Origin of the sequence: Tritonibacter multivorans, assembly GCF_001458415.1 — a bacterium.
In the GTDB taxonomy this organism is placed as follows: Bacteria; Pseudomonadota; Alphaproteobacteria; order Rhodobacterales; family Rhodobacteraceae; genus Epibacterium; species Epibacterium multivorans.
The window spans coordinates 132487-151921 of record NZ_CYSD01000031.1 but is presented as its reverse complement, the minus strand read 5'-3'; the positions used below and the strand labels follow the sequence as shown (position 1 = coordinate 151921).

Below are 19435 nucleotides of genomic sequence, written 5' to 3'. Positions count from 1 at the left end.
GATGTTGAAGGTCTCGGAGGTCGTGAGCCCGCCTGCGTCGGTGACGGTGACCTCCAGATCGATCTCAGCGGTCTCTTCGTGGTCGAGGCTGACGCCATCCTTCAGGCGGATCTCATTGCCGACGACCTCGAAGCGGTCGTCCGAGAGGGTGATCTCATGGCTGTCGCCTGCGTCGGGGTCGACAATGGACAGCGTGCCAATGGCCGCGCCTGCGGCGTTTTCAGTGACGGTGGTGCCGTCCAGCATGACCTCGGCCGGGGCCTCATTCACGTCCTCGACGGCGATGGTGAAGGTCTCGGAGGTCGTGAGCCCGCCTGCGTCGGTGACGGTGACCTCCAGATCGATCTCAGCGGTCTCTTCGTGGTCGAGGCTGACGCCATCCTTCAGGCGGATCTCATTGCCGACGACCTCGAAGCGGTCGTCCGAGAGGGTGATCTCGTGGCTGTCGCCTGCGTCGGGGTCGACAATTGACAGCGTGCCAATGGCCGCGCCTGCAGCGTTCTCAGTGACGGTGGTGCTTGCCAATATGCCCCGGGGTTCATCCGTGGCGGGCGTGATTTGAGCTGCGCCGCGCTCAAAGCTGTCGATTGGTGCCCCATCTTCGATGGTGCGCGATTGTGTTTCGCCTTCGCGCGCGGTTCCGGTGTGCAATGTGCTACGGCTGGGATCATCGGTGAGGTTTTCAGAACCGCGAGACAGATGTGTTGAAAGCGCATCCTTTTCGTCGGATTCTGAACGTAGGGAGGCGGCCGTCGCATATGCGCCAGTTTTGGAGGTGCTCATTGTTCCGGAAGCCTAAATGAACCTGGTTTCAACACTCCATCAAATAGACTGATCAAGTTATCATTTAATGTTGGAACTGGTTCTAATTGTATTGAAAATCAAGCGCTTTACTCAGTCTCGGTTCATTCGCGATTAAGGCGTCCCATCTTATCGCTGAAGGGGGCAAACCGCTGGGGCGATGATGGGCATGGAAACGCGTGAATTTTTGGGTCGCGTCAAAAAGAAACGACGAGACATCCCCCTTGGGGCTGCGTCTTTCTCGCTCAATATCCTGTCATTGTTGATGCCCATTTCCATTCTGTTGATTTTTGATCGGGTCATCCCGTTTCAGTCGACCGAAACCCTGCGCATGCTGACGCTGGTGTTGCTGGTGGGGGCCGCGATGGAGCTGGTTTTACGCTGGGCGCGGTCTGTATTGCTGAATATCTCTGCTGAAGAGGCCGCGATTTCGAACTATCAGCATTTCATGCACAAGGTGGTGAGTGCCAATACGGTCAGCTTCTCCAGCGCGCCACGAAGTTGTTATTTCGAGCGTTTCATTGCGGTGTCGCAGTTGCGGGACCACCATTCCGGCCAGAACCAGACCCTGGCAATTGATATGCCGTTTACGCTGCTGTTTGCGGTGATGATCGGCCTGATCGGCGGGCCATTGGTGCTTGTGCCGCTTGGGGCGTTTTGCGTGGCACTGACCTTCACCTTCTTTATGAAGCGGGCGCAATGGACGCTTTTTTCGGCACGCAAAACGGTGGATGGGCGTAGATATGCCTTTTTGGCCGAATTGCTGACCAATATGGCCACCATCAAGTCAAATCGGATGGAACGCCAGATGACCCGCCGATTTGAAATGCTGGAAGAGCAGACGGTGGGGATCAGCCAGCGTCTGATCCAGTTTTCGGGTCTTTCGCAGAATTTTGGCGCGGTGTTTTCTCAGCTCACGGTAGCCTCCATGGGGCTGTTCGGGGCGTTCTTGGTGATCCGAGGCACAATTGGCATTGCCGAACTGGCTGCCTGCATGCTGCTCAATGGGCGCATTATCCAGCCGTTGACCAAATTAATGACGTTGTGGGTGCAATCTGAAAATGTGGCGGTGTCACGCGCCAAACTGGAGGAGATGGACGCGATAGAAAGCATCCTGCCACCCGCAACTCAGCTTAGCCCGATTATGGGCAGCATTGCTTTTTCAAATGTGTCGATGGCGCGGCTGAATAGATCCGGTATGGCCTTTGAAGGCGCAGATTTCACGATTGACCCCGGCACCACCCTGCTGGTCGAAGCGAAAAACCCCTGGATGGTGCGTGCGTTTATCGAAGGCCTTGCAGGCCAACGCGCGCCCACGGACGGAAAGATCACGATTGATGGCTGTACAGCAAAGGACAGGGTGACACAACGTGGACGCAAGGCGCTGGTGGTGCTGGAAAACGAACCCGCGATCCTTGGTGGCAGCCTGCTGGAAAACCTTGCAGCCTTTGGCGATGCGGAGCAGGTTGAACGCGCCAAATACTTTGCCGCACAGTTGGGGCTGGAAAAGCGCATTCATCGGCTCCCGAAGGGGTACAATACCAAGCTCAATACCGGTACCACCTTTGAAAAAGACCCCGTGAACAGGCAACTGATTGCGTTGACCCGAGCGCTCGCGCTGGAGCCGCATATCCTGGTGATGCATGAACCCACGGCCGTTTTGGATACGGCGGAGCGTGATGCGCTGTCGCAATGTCTTGCGACACTGTCGCCGCGACCGACACTCATCATGGCCAGCCCGGATCCCCGAATGAGACGGCTTGCAGATCGGACTGTCACGCTCGAATTGTCAGAAGATGCGTGGCACCAGGATGCGGATGCGGCGATGACCCTCAAGCTGCAACAGGGGGCTGCATGACAACGCTGACCACCTCAAACGCAAGTTTCCTGTTGCAACAGCTGCTTCGGGTGGGCGGCTGGCGCAACAGTGAGGAGACGATCCTCGAGGCCTTTCCGCATATGTCGGAACAGCTTCACCCCGAAGAGATTGTCCAGACTCTGGCCAATCTGAAGGTCCCCCATACACGTATTACGTGCCGTGAAAGCGAGATAACGGATGCGGAATGCCCGGCGCTTGTGATCGGCCAGGATGGGACCTGTTTTGTTCTGTTGTCAGTGCAGGCCGGTCATCTTGAGATCTGCAACGGCCAAGCAATCTCATTTCGGCCAGCCCAAGACCGATCATGCGATGTGGTGCGTATTGACCGGTTCAGCAATCAACAGGCAGACGTCGATTTCGGAACGGTGCAGGCGTCGTTCTCAGCGTTACGCCCGATGATGCCTTGGCTTTTGGCCTCGTCTCTTTTGACCAATATTCTGGGGTTGCTTGCGCCCCTATTGATCATGGCGATCTATGATCGGGTGATCCCCTCGGGGTCGGTCCATATGCTGGTGTCTCTGGCGATTGGTGTGGTGATCATTGGGGCCACCGATTTCAGCTTTCGCTATGCGCGGACAAAGGCACTGTCCTATGTCGGTTGGCGCGGAGAGCGTGAGCTGACAGTATCGTTGTTTCGCAAACTGATGAGCCTGCCGCTGGCGCAATTGCAGAAATCGGACATCAATCAGCAACTCTCGCGGTTTCGCCAATTCGAAGCCCTGCGGGAAATGTTTACCGGGCAGGTGATGACCACGCTGCTGGATTTACCCTTTGCGCTGATTTTCTTTGCGGTGCTGACCTATCTGGCCCCCGCAGTTGGGCTGTTCACCCTCTGTCTGGTGGCGTTTCTGGTGGTGTTTGGCTGTGTGACCATCCCTTATCAGCAGCGGCTCGACAAAGAGGCAGCTGTCGCGAGTGCTGCCAGTCAGGCCGCCATGCATGATGCGATCCTGCACCAACGGGCGATTGCGGACCTGGGCATTCAACAGCATTGGATGGATCGCAGCCTGCCTTTGGCCGAAACCGCAGAGCGTGCAAATTGCGCTGCGCGTCAGTTTCAATCTCTGGTGCAGTCGATTGCACAGACCATTACCGCGCTTGCGAGCGTCGGTGCCGTGGTGATCAGCGCCTATGGCGCTTTGTTAGGAGAGTTGAGCTTTGGGGCGCTGATTGCCTCCATTGCGCTGGTGTCCAAAGTGCTAGCGCCCTTGCAGGCGCTCTATTCCAGTTTTCCCCAGATCCTGTCGTTCCGCGCTAGCCGGGTGCAGGCCGACCGTGTGCTACGCCTGCCCGAAGAGATGGAACTGGGGCTTGAACAATCCCACCAGAAAACTCTCAACGGATCGGTTTCCTTTTCGGGCGTCACGTATCGGCCGGATCCGCTCAACGCGCCATTGCTGTCGCAGGCCAGTTTCAAATGCGAGCCGGGCGAATTGTTGGTTGTCATGGGCAGTGATGCGGCCGCGCGCACAGCCGTGCTGGATCTGATCGACGGGCTGTACACGCCTCTTGCTGGCACCATCGAACATGACGGGATCGACATTCGCCAGATCGCCACGGACGAGCTGCGCAAATCGGTCACCTATGCCACCTACGAGAAATCCCTGTTCTATGGCACGGTTGCCCAGAACTTCCGTCTTGCGGCCCCGTCGCTCAGCGATGCGGCGATTGAACAGGCACTGGAGAATATGGGGCTTGTTCAGGACAATGATTTCTTGCCCGACGGGGCGGCAACCCGCCTGAATGATCAAGTCCTTGCACGCCTGCCAGAAGAGGCGATCAAAGCGCTGACCCTGGCGCGTGCCATGGCGCGGCCTTCGTCGCTGACGCTTTTTTCCGAGCCGACAAATGGGCTCAGCGATGCGCGGCGCAGCTGTTTCAAAAACTGGGTGCAACAGCAGAAGGGGGCGCACACCGTCGTAATCGCAACTGCGGATCGATCCTTCCTGCAGCTTGCGGATCGCATTGTGTTCCTCAACGGGGAACGTGTTGCGGTGCACGACACTGGTGACGCCGGACGCAAGAAGGTCCAGGCCGTCTTCAAAGCTTTGGGAGGTTAATTTTGGGATCTTATTCTTCTAGCTCGGGCCCGTTTCAGCGCGCCAAGCTCAATGAGCGGGCCCGACAGCCCCGCTTTGCGACTTTCATCTCGTTGACGTTTACAGCCATGGTGGGCAGCCTAATTGTGCTTGCAGGCCAGACGGATGTGCCGCAGATAACCCGCGCACCAGGTACAATTGTTCCAACCGGCGACTACCCTGCGATTGAAACCCTCAGCGGTGGGATCGTTGCCGCTGTTCATGTTCTGGATGGTCAAACCGTTGAGGCGGGTGATGTGCTGGTAGAGCTGCGCCATCCGGATCTGAGCGATGAGCAAGAGGTCCTTGACGGGCAGCTCAAGGCGAACAGGGGCGAATTGGCAAATGTCAAAGCGGTGCTTGACGCGCTGAATACCGGTGCAGTGGTCGCTGCCACTCAGATTGATTTGCTGAAGGAAAATGGCTTTGACGGCGCGGCGGCAGCACTTGACCTCTATCGTGAAAGCCAGCGTATCCAATCCCTGTCGATTGCCCAACAGGAGGAAACCCTGTCGATCCTGGGCGAAGCACTTCGTTTCGCCAATGAGCGCGTCAGCCGCAAAGCAGCCAATCTTGAACGGATCAAAAGCCTGTACAAACAGGGGCTAAAGCCGCTCAACGATGTTCTGGAGGAAGAAGACAGTTTCGATTCCTTACGTGCGGCCGCCTCGGAGGCGCAAGTTCGCCTTGCCGAAGCGCAAACAGCCCTGAGGTTGGCCATATCCGCCCGCTCCGAAGAAACTTTAACCTTGCGCGAAGAGATGCTGACCCAGCGGAGCGAACTTGAAAACGAACAATCCCAGCTGGTGGTGGCCCACGACAATCTGTCCAGGAAGCTGGCGGGGCTGCGTTTGGTCGCGCCTGCCGGTGGTGTGGTGCAATCCGTTGCGTATCCCAACCCTGGCGAAGTGATCGAACCGGGCGAAACGCTTTATGAGCTGCTACCAACCCGCGAGGCACTGGTTGTCGAGGCGCGTATTCCCAACTCAGACGTGGGTCACGTAAATACGGACCACTCCGTTGCCATCAGCGTCGATACATTTGACGTACGCCGCTTTGGCAAGGTTGAGGGGCGTTTGCAGTCCATTTCGCCGATGCCTTTGGTCGATGACCGCACAGGTGAAACCTATTTTCGCGCGTCGGTTGTGCTCAGCGATGCAATGGTCGGCGAGGGGCATTTTCGCCGCCCCCTTCAAGCCGGTATGACGGTGGTCGCAGAGATGACAACTGGGGAGCAGTCGCTGTTAGCCTATATGCTCAAACCGGTGCAGCTGACCATGGAACGTGCCTTCAATGAGCGATGAAAGGAACCGCGCCGAATTGGTTCGGCCGATAGCGGACAGTGTTGGCTGAGTGTCATTGGGACAGAGCTACGGTCTGGTTCGCCGGAATGTAGGATCTGGCCGAGTGTGGGCTGCTAAGTCCGGAAGCTGATCAGAATTTTGTCTGTTTCGTCGCGATCGCACTATTTTCAGAATCCTTAAATTTAAAACCCGAAGCGGCTACGCTTTGGTGGGTTTCTTTCGGGGCGGGTTAAATTTTATGCATTGTGGGCAAGTTGTGCCCATTGTTCTCCGTGTGGGCGTTAATTGATCGTCACACACGTTTAACTTGTGTAAGCATCATTAATATTCTAGCAATCAACACATATACAATTTTAAGTGATTTCATAACGTATTTTGGGGGCTTCCGATGTCTCACTTTGCGGCCTTAGAACTGTTCGTCTTTAACCCCGTTGGGCGAGCGGGGCTCGGTGCAGCCATTGCAGCTTCGCGCGCCAAAGGCGTTGGTTTTGCTGTGTTCGAAACCGCAGAGCAATTGGCAGGGCTGCCCGAAACGCTCGCCAAACTTGCGGACGGGAAAAGTGGTGCTAAAGGGGCGTTTGGGCTCTGCTTGCCTTACCTTGATGAAGCAATTTGCGCAGAGCTTTCCAAGTGGGTGACGCAAGGCTTGGAATGGCTTGTTGTTGATTCCGATGGGCTGGAACCATACTTCGCCTCGCCAGAACGCCACTTGCCAAATGCCTTACGGCTTCTGGCACAAGTGAGGGGGCGTGAACACAAGAGCTGGTTCGGCGAACTTGATGGTCTGGTTGTGAAAGGCAATGAATCAGGCGGTTTCGTTGGCGAAGAAAGCAGTTTCATCCTCTTTCAGCATTGGTGCAAATCCTCCAGTATTCCTATTTATATTCAGGGTGGTACGTCACTTCAGGTCTGTGCTGCTCTGGCGGCTTTGGGGGCAAAGGGGGCTGTCTTTGATTCTCAAATTTTGCTGATGCCGGAAGCGGGCCTGTCACGACCTGCGCAGGATTTGCTGCGGTCACTGTCTGGCACCGAAACGGTGACCGTTGGGGATCCGGGAAAAGGAAAATACCTCCGGCTTTTGCAGCATCCCCGTGCCAAAGCCGCCCTCGACTTCATTGATACCTATTCACTGTCCCAAATCGAACAGGTGCGCGACGCGTTGGGTCAAGTCGCTGTGGGCTTTGAGGATCCATCGACAGAGCTTTTCCTGCTCGGGCACGATGTGGCGCTCGCGGCAGACTATGCGGATCGCTTTGGCAGTATTGCCTCCTTGTTCAAAGCGGTTCGAAAAGCTGTTGCGACACAAGCAGATGTGGCCGCCAACCAGCTGCCCTTGGCGCGCGACAACAGTTTTGCCCGAAGTTTTGGGGTGGATGTGCCTCTCATTCAGGGGCCAATGACACGCGTATCGGATAATGCTGAATTTGCCGTAAAAGTTGCAAAAGGTGGTGCGCTGCCAACTTTGGCAATTGCAATGATGCGCCCTGATCAAATTCAGGAATTAATGCGCCAAACAAAGTCTATGATTGGCAAGGCCAAGTGGGGGGCGGGATTTCTGGGCTTTTTGCCGCAGGCAATGTTTGACGCCCAGATGGAAGCCGTACTGGCCAATTCTCCCGACTTTGCAATTGTAGCTGGCGGGCGGCCAGATCAGGCGGTGAAATTTGAAAATGCAGGTGTGCCGTGTTTTCTGCACCTGCCTTCAGCCAAGCTCTTGCCTTATTATTTGGAAAACGGGGCGCGTCGTTTCATTTTTGAAGGCCGTGAATGCGGCGGCCATGTTGGCCCATTGTCGAGCTTTGTGTTGTGGAGCACCATGGTCGACGCGCTATGCGCGCAAATTGATGCCGGTGTGGTGCGTGGCCAAGATCTGGATTGTGTCTTTGCGGGCGGGCTGCACGATGCCTTCTCGTCGGCGTTTTTGCAGGTTCTTGTTGCGCCTTTGGCGGATCGCGGTGCCAAAATCGCGATGATTGTGGGGACCGCCTATGTTCTCACCGAGGAAATTGTGAATTCGGGTGCGGTTCTGCCAAAGTTCCAGGACGTGGTGCGCGAACATTCAGATACTGCGGTTTTGGCCAGCGGGCCAGGGCATGCCAGCCGGTCCATGCTGACGCCATTCGTCGAAACCTTTGTGGGTAAGCAGAACGAGTTGAAACAGGACGAAAGCGTGTCGTCCGAAGACACGCGCGAGATCCTTGACGAAATGATCATGGGCACGCTGCGGGTGGCCTCAAAGGGGACCCGCCGGTCTGTTGAAACTTCGGAAATTGAACAGACCGAGGCAGAAGAACAGTTTCAGATCGGCATGTACATGATTGGTCAGGTTGCCAGCCTGCGGGGGGATGTGCAGTCAATTGAAAGCCTGCACAAGTCGCTGACCGACGACGCGGTCGACATTCTGCAACAGAACCGTCCAGATCCCGCGCCCCATCAGGCAGAGGCTTCGCAACCATTGGATGTCGCGATCGTTGGGATAAGCGCGGCAGTCCCAGGTGCCATGCATAAAGACGCGTTCTGGCGCAACATTCTCGACAAAGTGGACAGCGTCGACGAAGTGCCCAAACACCGTTGGGATTGGCGTCTCTATTTTGACGAAGATCGCAACGCGCGCGACAAAATTTACTCGCGCTGGGGCGGATTTCTGGAAGACATGCCGTTTGAGCCCGGAAAGTATGGAATCACGCCCAAATCTTTGCTGAGCGTTGATCCGATGCAACTGATGGCGCTGAAGCTTGCGGATCAGGCGCTGGAGGATGCGGGCTATGCGGATATGGATCGCGACACGCGCGAGCACACATCCGTTATGATCGGAGCATCCGGCGGGTCGGGCGATGTGGGTTTGCAGTATAACCTGCGCGCCGAAACCCCGCGCTTTTCCGGTCAGCTTGCGCCGCATCTCTCTGACCAGTTGCCGGAATGGAGCGAGGATACATTTGCAGGCATTTTGATCAATGTTGTTTCTGGCCGGATCACCAATCGTCTTGATCTGGGGGGCGCAAATTATACCACCGATGCAGCCTGTGCCTCCTCGCTTGCCGCTGTGTATCAGGCAGCAAATGAACTGCGTTCTGGCCGGTCGCGTATGGCTATTGCCGGCGGCGTTGACACACAGCAAAGCCCGTTTGGGTTTATGTGTTTCAGCCAGACGCAGGCGCTGAGCCCGCGTGGACGGTGCCGCAGTTTCGACAAAGGCGCTGACGGGATCGCGATTTCTGAAGGCATTGTTATGCTGGTGCTGAAGCGGTTGGAAGACGCCGAAGCCGACGGTGACCGGGTTTATGCGGTCCTAAAAGGGGTCGGATCCAGTTCAGACGGCAAGGGCAAAGCCCTGTCCGCGCCCGAGGCCAAAGGGCAATTGCGCGCAATGCGTCGTGCCTATGATCAGGCAGGGTATACTCCTGCTGATGTTCAGCTGTTTGAAGCGCATGGCACCGGCACGGTGGTTGGGGACAGCACCGAATTGAACAGTACCGGTATGCTGGTTCAGGCTGGCAATACTGCGCCGCGCCGTGCTGTGATCGGGTCGGTAAAAACAAATATCGGCCATACCAAAGCCTCGGCCGGGATTGCCGGTTTGGCCAAAGTTGCCATGGCGCTGCATCACAAAGTCTTGCCGCCGCATCGCGGGGTAGAAGACCCCAATGATGTCCTCGCGAATGACGAAGCACCGCTCTATCTGCTGGACGACGCTGAACCTTGGCTAGCCCCGGATGGCGTTGTTCGTCGCGGATCGGTGTCTGCTTTTGGCTTTGGGGGCACCAATTTTCACGCCACCCTTGAGGAATATACAGGCGAATACCGTCCGCAGTATCTAATCAACCCGACGCAAGACTGGCCAAGTGAAATTCTGCTTCTGTCAGCAGGTGATCGACGTGGATTGTGCGAAAAGATTGAAAAAATTCAGTCACTTCTTGCGGCCGGTTCATGCCTGAAGCCGCGCTACCTCTCGGCGGCATATGTAAAGACATTCAAGTCAGATGACGCAGTTCGAGCCGGGTTTGTCTTCGACAATTTGGATCAGGCGCGCAAAAAACTGAATGCGCTATTGGCCCATTTGAACACCGACGCAAAGCTGGCTGATGGCGTGTTCCTAAGCGAGGCGGGAACGCCCGGCAAGGTGGCGGTTCTGTTTTCTGGACAGGGCTCTCAGTACACATTCATGCACCGCGAAGCGGCGGTATACCTGCCAGAGATGGAGGCGGCTCTGTCTCGCGCAGACAGCCTTTTGCAGGGGTCTCTGACCCGCCGATACGGCACGCAAAAAGTTCTGAGCGAGTTTCTCTATCCTCGCGGCGCTTATACCGACAAGGCCCGTCAAGATGCGCAAAAGGCGCTGACCTCGACGGACATTGCGCAGCCTGCTCTCGGCGCTGTGGAAGCCGGGTTGTGGCGGTTCCTGTCAAAACGCCTTGGCCTGCAGGGCGATGTCTTTGCCGGTCACAGCTATGGTGAGTTTGTGGCCCATCATGCGGCGGGCGTGCTGAGCTTTGATGACCTTATGGCCGTGTCCGAAGCAAGAGGTCGCCTGATCGTGGAAAAAGCGGCTGACAGCGGGCAGGAGCTTGGTAGCATGCTGGCCCTGTCAGCCTCTCGGGCCGACGCTGATGCATTGGCTGCTGAGGTGCCGGATCTTGTTGTGGCCAATGACAACAGTCCAACTCAGGTAATTTTGTCCGGCCCAGACGCAGCCGTCGCGACGGCGCTGTCTTTGGCCGAAACAAAGAACCTTCGGGCGACACGTTTGCCGGTCGCAGCTGCCTTCCATTCGGATCTTATGCGTCCGGCGCAGAAAGCCCTGGGCGAGGTGATCGATGGGTTGGCGTGGAATGCACACGCAGCGGGCGCCGTCTATTCGAATGCCAAAGCAGCCCCGCACGGATCAGATGTTTGCGCGGCTATGACCGATCATTTGGTCGCGCCTGTGAATTTTGTCGATCAGATCGGCAATATGTACGAGGCCGGCGCGCGCATATTTGTCGAGGTTGGACCGAAAGCGGTGCTGTCGAAACTTGTGCGCCAGATTTTGAAAGACCGGCCCCATGTCAGCCTGACAACAGATGAGGCAGACGGGCGTATGTCGCACTTGCTGACTGCCATTGCAGGATTGGCAGTCGAAGCCGTCCCGATGGATTTGGAGCGGTTGTTCGACCACCGAGGGTGCCAAGATATAACAAGCCGCGACTTGGATGGTCTTGGTCAGCCAGCAAAGCCATCGAAAAGCGGGTGGTGGATCAATGGCAGCGGCGTGCGGCGTGCAAAAGACCCGCAAAAAACAGTTGGGCTGACTGCGGAGGCTGCACTCTCTGTTCCCGATGCCGCAGGCGGTATCCGGCAGCCGGAAACTGCGCAAGTGCAGTCTGAAAATTTCACCGGGCAAATGGTTTTGGCGCAAGAAACTGCGTCGCGGCAGAAGCCGCCCCATGTGCCTGCATATTCCCAAAATTCGTCTTTCAAACAAAGGAAAGGAAAACCTGTGTACGACAGTCCGATCCAATCTGACAGCGACACGACGGAGGCATCTGTTAGCCTCGGTTTCTTCCAAATGGTAGCGCGTGTCGTGGAAAGCGCAGAAGCTGTTGCGCTCAGCGAACTGCGCGCTGGCGAGCCCGTCAGCCAACCCCGTGCCAGTCACAAGCGCGTGCGTGTTCGCCCGGCGCCTGAAGCATTGAGCGTCACCGAAGTCGCGCCCAAACTGCCTGCGGCGACCACTCCGATGGCTCAGAAACCTGAGCCTTCTACAACACCCGAACCCCTTGCTGTTTCTGCCCCGGCACAAGCGCCAGCGATGGCCATGGCTGAAACAGCTGCGGTGACCTCCACACCCGTCGCCGAAGCGACGCCCCCTGCACCTGCCAAGGTCGATCTGAAGATGGCATTGCTCAACGTGGTGTCCGACAAGACCGGGTACGACGAAGACATGCTGGAAATGGATCAGAACATTGAAGCTGACCTTGGCATTGACTCGATCAAACGGGTCGACATCGTTGCGGGCTTGGTCAAAGCCCTGCCAGACCCCGTGGCAGAGAAGCTCGGAGACAGCCAGCGCAGCGCCTTGAATCAGGCAAAAACGCTGGATGATATGCTGGCAATTCTGACGGATGCGGAGACCGCTTCAAATTTTAATTTGGCCGGGGCAGGACATGCTTCGACGCAGCAGGACACGCCCACGGTGGATCCTTCTGACGACCTGCCCCGGCCCGATCAAGCACGGTTTGTAGTGGCTGCGCGCCGCGAACCGTTGCCGGATGATGTTCGAAGCGCACTGACCGAGGGCGCCTTTGTTCTGGTGCCCTCGGGAACGGACTTGGATCAGGCCATGGCGGAGGCCCTTACAGCAGCGGGTCATGAAGTCCATCACGTTGAAGCAACGGCCATGGCAGACGAAACGACCCTTTCGAATTGGGTCAAAGCGCAAGCGTTTGAGCCGCTCGCCGGGATCATTCATCTTGCGGCCTTGGGGCAGGCGCCACTCGAACTGGCGGCGGATCCTGATGTCTGGCGCCAGCAATTGTTTGCGTCCGAAAAATCGCTTTATGTATTGCTGCGCGACTTGGATTTTGTGCCGCAGGCTCATGCGGTTGCAGTGACCGCCTTGGGTGGCACTTTCGCGCGTGATGGCGGTGGCCTTGAGATGAAGCTGCAAGGTGGCAGCACCGGGGTCCTGAAGTCCCTCCTGCGGGAGGATGAAGGGCGCCGTTGCAAAGCCGTTGATCTGGATCCTGAACAGCCTTTGTCGGCCAAGGTGGATCAGATCATGACTGAGACCGCAATTCAGGGCGGTCGTGTTGAGGTTGGCTATCCCAAGCGCGAGCGGACCGTTTTCCGGACCGAGCTGGCGCCGATTAAAACGGGCAGCCCTGAAAAAATCGGTGACCTAAAGGTCATTCTGGCAACAGGTGGCGCGCGCGGCATTACTGCCGAAACCATTCGCGAACTTGGCGCCCCTGGCGTGACCTTTGTCCTAACCGGGAGATCTGCCTTGCCGACGGCGAAAGCAGGCCTGCGCGACGATCCAAAACTAGCAGAACTGACGGAAGTAGAACTGGCAAAACACTTTGTGAAGAACGACAAGCTGTCGATCCCAGAGGGTCGCCGAAAGGCGAGCAGAGTTGTTGCTGCACGTGAGATGCTCGACTGCATCGATGCGCTGAAAACGACCGGGGCGCGGGTCGAATATATGGCGATGAACGTCAATAGCCCCGACGCGGTTCGTGTCGGGCTCGAGGAAATCTACAAAACCCATGGCCGCATCGACGGCGTAGTCCACGGTGCTGGCGTCATCGAAGACAAACTTCTGCGGGATATCCCATCCGACAGCTGGGACCGGGTGGTCGAGACCAAAGTCATCGGTCTGTTGTTGCTCATGCGGAATTTGCGCAGTGATGGGCTTAAATTCTTTTATGCCTTTACTTCGGTGGCTGGCCGCTTCGGCAACGCGGGCCAGACGAGCTATGCCACAGCCAATGAACTAATGGCGCGGATCGCGTGCCAGTGGCAGGCGGATCTTGGCCCCGACACGCAGGTCAAAGCGATGAACTGGGGGCCCTGGGCGCCAACAACCTTTGGCGCAGGCATGGTGACGCCGGAAACCGAGGCAAAGTTTCGGGCGCAAGGGGTCTATTTGGTCCAGGCGCAACTGGGCGCGGATCTCTTCCGTCAGGAGAACCGCTGTGCCGGGACGCTTCGAAATGTCGAAGTTGTTTTTGGAACAGCGCCTTGGGAGGCGGCCGAAGCCAGCCGCAGCAGTCTCCACAGAGAGGGACCAGCAGGTCTTCTGGGGCAAGCCGAACCCGAGATGGGGCCGGGTGGAAAACAAAAACTGCGCATCAGGATCGATGCCCATCACCCTTATCTTCAGGATCATATTGTGGACGGGAACCCCGTTCTGCCCATGGCTGTTGCAATGGAGGTCATGGCAAGCGCCGTTGCGCGTGTCTTTGGTGGGGCCCTCGAAGTTGCGGCGATAGAGGACGCGCGGCTTTATAACGGTGTGATTGTCGCAGAACACAGCCGTGCCTTGGTTGCGGTTCTAAGTCCGCAGTCGCACGGGATGGAAGAACAAGAAAGCGTGAGCGTAAAGCTGTTCACGGAAGGGGATGAAAAACGGCCCCACTACGGCGCCCGGTTCATCCTGACAGCGAAGTTACCCGCAGCGCCTACAGTCGACAGGCTGGGGGATCCGGCCGGTGCGCGACAGATTTCGCAGGCAGAGGCCTATGCGGACCATCTGTTTCACGGGCCCAGCTTTCAGGCGGTTCTGGCGGCCCCGGCCGTTTGGGAAAAGGGCGCAGTCATTGATACACGCGCCTCTTTTCCCGGCGAGCTCTTGGGCGACGGGGAATGCAAAGGGGATCGAAACGCCTGGCTTTTTGACCCGTTCCTCGTGGATGGCATTGCTCAGCTACCGCTTCTGTGGGGGCATGCGCTGAAAGGGATTTTTGCGCTCCCCCTCAGTTTTGGACGGATTGAAAGATTCACCTCCGATCTGTCAGAGGCCGACCGGATTGAGTTTCAAGTGGTCGACGCCACTCCTGACGTGATCACAGCGGACGCCATCCTCAGGGATCACAGAGGCACTGTGCTGATGCGTGTTTCGAACATGCAGCACGGCATCCGGCAGGCTGGCCAGCTTGCGTCCTCTCCAAATGCTGAGACGAAAGATCCGTCGAAAGGACGTGCAGCATGAGCCTGAATATGCCGCCGCAGCGCCCTGTAGAAATTGCGGTCATCGGTATGGATTGTGTTTTCCCGCAAGCGCCCAACGCGCGCCGGTTCTGGGAAAACATTGTCAACCGCGTGAACGCGATTGGTGACCCTTTGCCAGAGTGGAATTCCGAAGATCATCTGACACGCCGGGGGGAAACCTCGACCGACCAGGGGGGGTATTTGAAAGACCTCTTTCGCGTTGATCTTGCAAAACTGGGGATTATGCCAAAGGCGCTGGACGGTGGCGAACCGGACCAGTTTATCGCCTTGGAAATTGCGCGCCGCGCGCTTTTGGATGCGGGTGAACACTACCTTGAGGCGAAGTTTGATCATCGCGACACCGGGGTCATTATTGGCCATAGCCCATATTACCATCGCGGGCAGGTCAACACCGCACAGCATCATGTCTTTATTGAGCAGATGCGCCAAATTTTGCTTGCGCTCAAACCGGATATTTCCGCCGACCAAGTGTCTGAATTTGAACGTTTACTGCGCGATCAACTGCCGCCATTCGTGGCCGATATTTCACCGGGACTTGTTCCAAATGTGCTAACCGGGCGGATTGCGAACCGCCTGAACCTCCGAGGCCCAAACTACATTATTGATGCCGCCTGCGCGTCCTCTCTGTTGGCCGTGCAAGCGGCTGTTGATGAGTTGCAGCGTGGCAACAGCCGTATGATGCTGGTCGGCGGCGTCAACGCCTCTTTGCCGGCCGAAGTTGCGATCATCTTCACCCAGCTTGGTGCGTTGAGCGACAGCGGAAAAGTGCGCCCCTTTTCTGGTACGGCGGACGGCACTCTGCTTGGGGAAGGGGCGGGCGTGGTTGTGCTGAAGCGTCTGGAGGACGCCAAGGCAGATGGCGACCGGATCTACAGCGTTATTCGTGGCGTTGGCCAATCGAGCGATGGGCGCGGTCTTGGTTTGCTGAGCCCCTCACAGGAAGGCGAGGTTCTGGCCATGCGCCGCGCTTATGAAAGCGCGGGCGTGGACCCGAAGACGGTATCGTTGATCGAAGCGCATGGAACGGGAATTCCTTTGGGTGACCGGACCGAAATTGAGGCTTTGACCGAAGTTTTTGGCGTGCGCGAGGGCACCGAAGGGCAGATTGCAATCGGGTCGGTTAAGTCGATGATCAGCCATTGTATTCCGGCTGCCGGCATTGCCGGTCTGATCAAAACGTCGCTTGCGCTGCACCACCGGGTGCTCCCCCCGACGCTTTGTGATGAGGTGAAGACCGATCTGCAGATCAATAAAACGCAGCTGTTTGTGAACACGGAGCCGCGCCCTTGGATCCATGACCAGCACTCGCCGCGACGCGCGGGGGTGAATGCCTTTGGATTTGGCGGTGTGAACGCACATGTCATTTTGGAAGAGGCTCAAGAGCCGAGCAATATCGCGGACATGACACCCTGGACGCATGAGCTCTTTGTGTTCAACGCGTCAAATGTGGAAGAACTTGAGGTCGCAATCAGCACCTTGGAAAGATTTACTGAGGCGCGCACAGATCTGGATTTGGCGACGATCGCCCGCGGTGCGCAGAAGGCCGCGCAGGGCCTGCCGGGGGCGTATCGGCTGGCAATTGTTGCCGACAGCCTCGAAGCGTTGCGGAAGAAACTGGCCCAGTCGCGCAAACGGTTGGCTAAGGGCGTGCAATCCTTTGTGACGCGAAATGGCATTGCGTTTCGACCCGCGCCCCTTGAGGGTCAGCTTGCCTTTATGTTTGCCGGAGAAGGCTCGCAGTATCTCGGAATGTTCGAGGATCTCGCCTGTCGCTTTCCGGCCCTGCGCAGCTGGCTGGATTTTTGGGGCGAGACCAGCACGGGCTCCGGCGAAACGAACCGTATCGACATTTTCTATCCCCGTGCCAGTGAGTTGGACGCTGCAAAAAGATCGGATCTGCAAAGGCAGATTTATGACATGGCGGTCGGGTCTGAGGCGGCGTTTCTTGGCGGGCAGGCGATGTTTGGTCTGCTGACCTCGCTTGGGGTGCAGCCGGACGTGATGGTCGGTCATAGCACGGGTGAAAGCGGCGCTTTGGTGGCGGCGGGGGTGGTGACGGCGGATGGCCACGATGAGATGCTTTCCTGTTTCCGGGAAATCACCGCACTGAGCCGGGAAGTGAACGAAAGCGGCCAGGTTCCAACCGGCGCTTTGCTGGCCGTTGGCTTATTGGGGCAGTCGCAGGTCGAAGAACTTTTGCAGGGGCATGATGCAGTCATTGCGATGCAGAACTGTCCCAATCAGACCATCGTTTTTGCACCCGGCCAGAGCGGGGATCAGCTGAAAGATACGCTGACGCAAGCGGGGGGCGTCGTCGAAAAATTGGCTTTTGATCGCGGCTACCACACTGCGGGTTTTGAACCCATGCGAGCCGCTTTTGAGGCGTTCTATAGCCGCATCGGTGTAAACGCGGCGAAAGTGCCGCTCTATTCCTGTGCATCGACAGGGAAGTTTGACGGGGATCCAGAAAAAATCATTGAATTGGCTTGCCGCCAGTGGGTTCAGCCGGTGCGATTTGTCGACACGATAAAGGCAATGTTTGACGACGGTGTTCGGGCGTTTGTCGAGGTGGCGCCGGGGAGCAAGCTGAGCAGTTTTGCCAATCAGATCCTCAAGACCGAAGCTCCTGATGCGGATGTTATGGTGGCCGCCAGCAATCTGGAAACCAAGCCAGGGCTGGAGGCCTTGTTGCAGCTGTTTGGGCAGTTGTTCGTTTGCGGTCGCTACGACCCTGTGCCCTTGTTCGATGGGCGTGGGCTTTGTGACGTCGACTTGCAGAATCTGAAAACACCCAAACCCAAAGGCGTTGTGGTTGCCAATACAATCCCCCGAATTAAAGCCACCCCAGAATTGGTGCGTTTCTTAAATGGCTTGGGGCTTGGCGCAGCTGCCGAACAGCCGTCTGGAACTGGGGCGTTCGGGGCGGCGGAAAAAGATGTGTCAGCAACCGTTGAACCCGTATCAAAAGCCGTCGATGCCCGTCGTCGGTCTGAAACTCTGGCATCTCCTTTTGGCCTGATCGAAGAGGCGGAAAAGCTGGGAGAGGATCGGCTGGAGGCCTCTGTACGGTTTGCAATTGAGGACTGCTACTTCCTTCAGGATCATGTGTTGTCCGGCCCGGTAAGCGAAAACCCGAACCTGAGGGGCACGGCATGTGTTCCGTTTATGGTGTCGCTGGAACTCATGGCCGAAGCCGCGGCGTTGCTCCTTGGGCGCCGTGATCTGGGGCTGGTTGAAAACATGGCAGGCGAAGGCTGGATCTGGGCGGATGACGATCAGACCGAAGTGCAAGTCAAAGCTGTGAAAGCCGGTGATGCAAAAGTTGTCTGTGAGATCTGGAACAGGGGTCGACGCGCGGTGTCGGCGCAGCTGACTTTTGGTGCGTTTTCTCCGTCTTCACCGGCGCTTGCCCCGCTTCTGGAACACCATGGATACAATTGGTCCGAGCCGTTCGAAATGTATCGAGAGAACATTTTCCACGGACCGATCTTCCAGACCATCGATACGGTCACCTGCTGGAGCCCACAGGGTATTGAAGCCACACTCTCAGATGTTTCAGTTGTGGATTTTGTCCGCGACGGTGACGATCCGGAGTTCATTTTGAACCCTGCGTTGTTTGATGCTTTCACCCAGATCACAGCATTCTGGTTGGCGCAGGAACGTGGCCCGTATTTTGCGAGCTTTCCGCGGTCCATTAAACGCATTGAATTGTTTGATCCGCCTCCGGGCGCGGCTGACGGCCTATGGCTGCGCTCCTCGCAGGTTGCGCCTCCGAAAGCTGGAAATGATGGCACATGGAGCACGGATTGCTTTCAAAACGATCGCATTATTGTGCGTATCGAAGGCATGCAAAATGCACATAGCGCACTGCCTGAAGCCTTCTATTGCTACAGCCTCGAGCCGGTAAATGGCTGGATTGGGCAGCCAAGTGTCGTATGTCCTAAAGGGGATACTGTTGTTTGGGACCTGCCGGACTTGGGCCTTGATTTCTGGCGTCGGGTTGGGGGGGTGTTCCATCGGGTTTTGGCCTTCAGCACACTCAGCCTCGCAGAACGCGAGATGTGGCAAGACCTGCAGGATCAACCCGCCGACCGCGAACGTTTTTTGATGCCGCGTGTCGCCATAAAGGAAGCCTTGCGCTGGTGGGTGCAGAGGCAGACCGGGGAACGGTTGCATTCAGCGGACATTGAAATTCATCACCTTGGTGAAGATCTTTGGGCGACGTCTTTGGCCCATGACGGGATCTCTCCTGTCGCGCGTGTGATGCCTGCGGATTATGGTTTGAGAGTTGTGCTGCACTGCAGCGCCGATAGCACCCATTTTATTAATACTTTTCAAGAAACAGAACTGGAGGCCCAGTGGTGACCACATCGCTTGCTGAAACCGCCGTCTATGAGATCCTCACTGAATTTGCCGAAGAGTGGGGGCTCGACGATCTCGAACTCACAGGCTCAACCACACTCAAGTGTGACATGGGGTTTGAATCCACAGACATCATGCAGCTGTTTCTGGGGCTGCAAGAGGCGTTCCCGTCGGTGAAGATCCCGTTTCAGAACCTGATCATGACGGACGGAAAATTTGTCGAAGACGTGACGGTCCAAGAGGTCATTGCCTTTGTGAACCGAGAGATCGCCGGATCTTTTTCGCCTGCTTGAGGGGGCTAG

At 57.0% G+C, this 19435-nt stretch carries 7 protein-coding genes; 6 read left to right on the top strand and 1 reads right to left on the bottom strand.

Annotated elements, in window-relative coordinates; genetic code table 11:
• Positions 1-783 (bottom strand): cadherin repeat domain-containing protein (locus TRM7557_RS09700; protein ID WP_131727545.1); only part of this gene is annotated, 783 nt, incomplete at its 3' end.
• Positions 784-970: 187 nt separating this feature from the next.
• Between TRM7557_RS09700 and TRM7557_RS09695 the strand changes: the two genes are divergently transcribed.
• The 6 genes from TRM7557_RS09695 to TRM7557_RS09670 all read left to right on the top strand — a co-directional run bounded on the left by TRM7557_RS09695 (position 971) and on the right by TRM7557_RS09670 (position 19426).
• Entirely contained in the window at positions 971-2659 is a 1689-nt protein-coding gene (locus TRM7557_RS09695) for an ABC transporter transmembrane domain-containing protein (RefSeq protein ID WP_165592450.1), read from the top strand.
• Complete coding sequence (locus TRM7557_RS09690) at positions 2656-4740, top strand: ABC transporter transmembrane domain-containing protein (protein WP_058290015.1); 2085 nt, start codon at positions 2656-2658, stop codon at positions 4738-4740. The genes TRM7557_RS09695 and TRM7557_RS09690 overlap by 4 nt, the downstream gene beginning before the upstream one ends.
• 2 nt (positions 4741-4742) lie before the next feature.
• Positions 4743-6062, top strand: a complete 1320-nt coding sequence (locus tag TRM7557_RS09685; protein WP_058290014.1) for an HlyD family type I secretion periplasmic adaptor subunit — start codon at positions 4743-4745, stop codon at positions 6060-6062.
• Between the two features lie 739 nt (positions 6063-6801).
• Positions 6802-14751 (top strand): type I polyketide synthase, encoded by a 7950-nt coding sequence (locus TRM7557_RS09680; RefSeq protein WP_165592449.1) that lies wholly within the window; start codon positions 6802-6804, stop codon positions 14749-14751.
• The gene (locus TRM7557_RS09675) at positions 14748-19136 is read left to right on the top strand and encodes a type I polyketide synthase (protein ID WP_058290012.1); all 4389 of its coding nucleotides are present in this window, start codon (positions 14748-14750) and stop codon (positions 19134-19136) included. The genes TRM7557_RS09680 and TRM7557_RS09675 overlap by 4 nt, the downstream gene beginning before the upstream one ends.
• Positions 19133-19426: an acyl carrier protein gene (locus TRM7557_RS09670; protein WP_165592448.1), complete on the top strand. Its 294-nt coding sequence runs from the start codon at positions 19133-19135 to the stop codon at positions 19424-19426. Before TRM7557_RS09675 ends, TRM7557_RS09670 begins: the two co-directional genes overlap by 4 nt.
• Positions 19427-19435 lie beyond the last annotated feature (9 nt).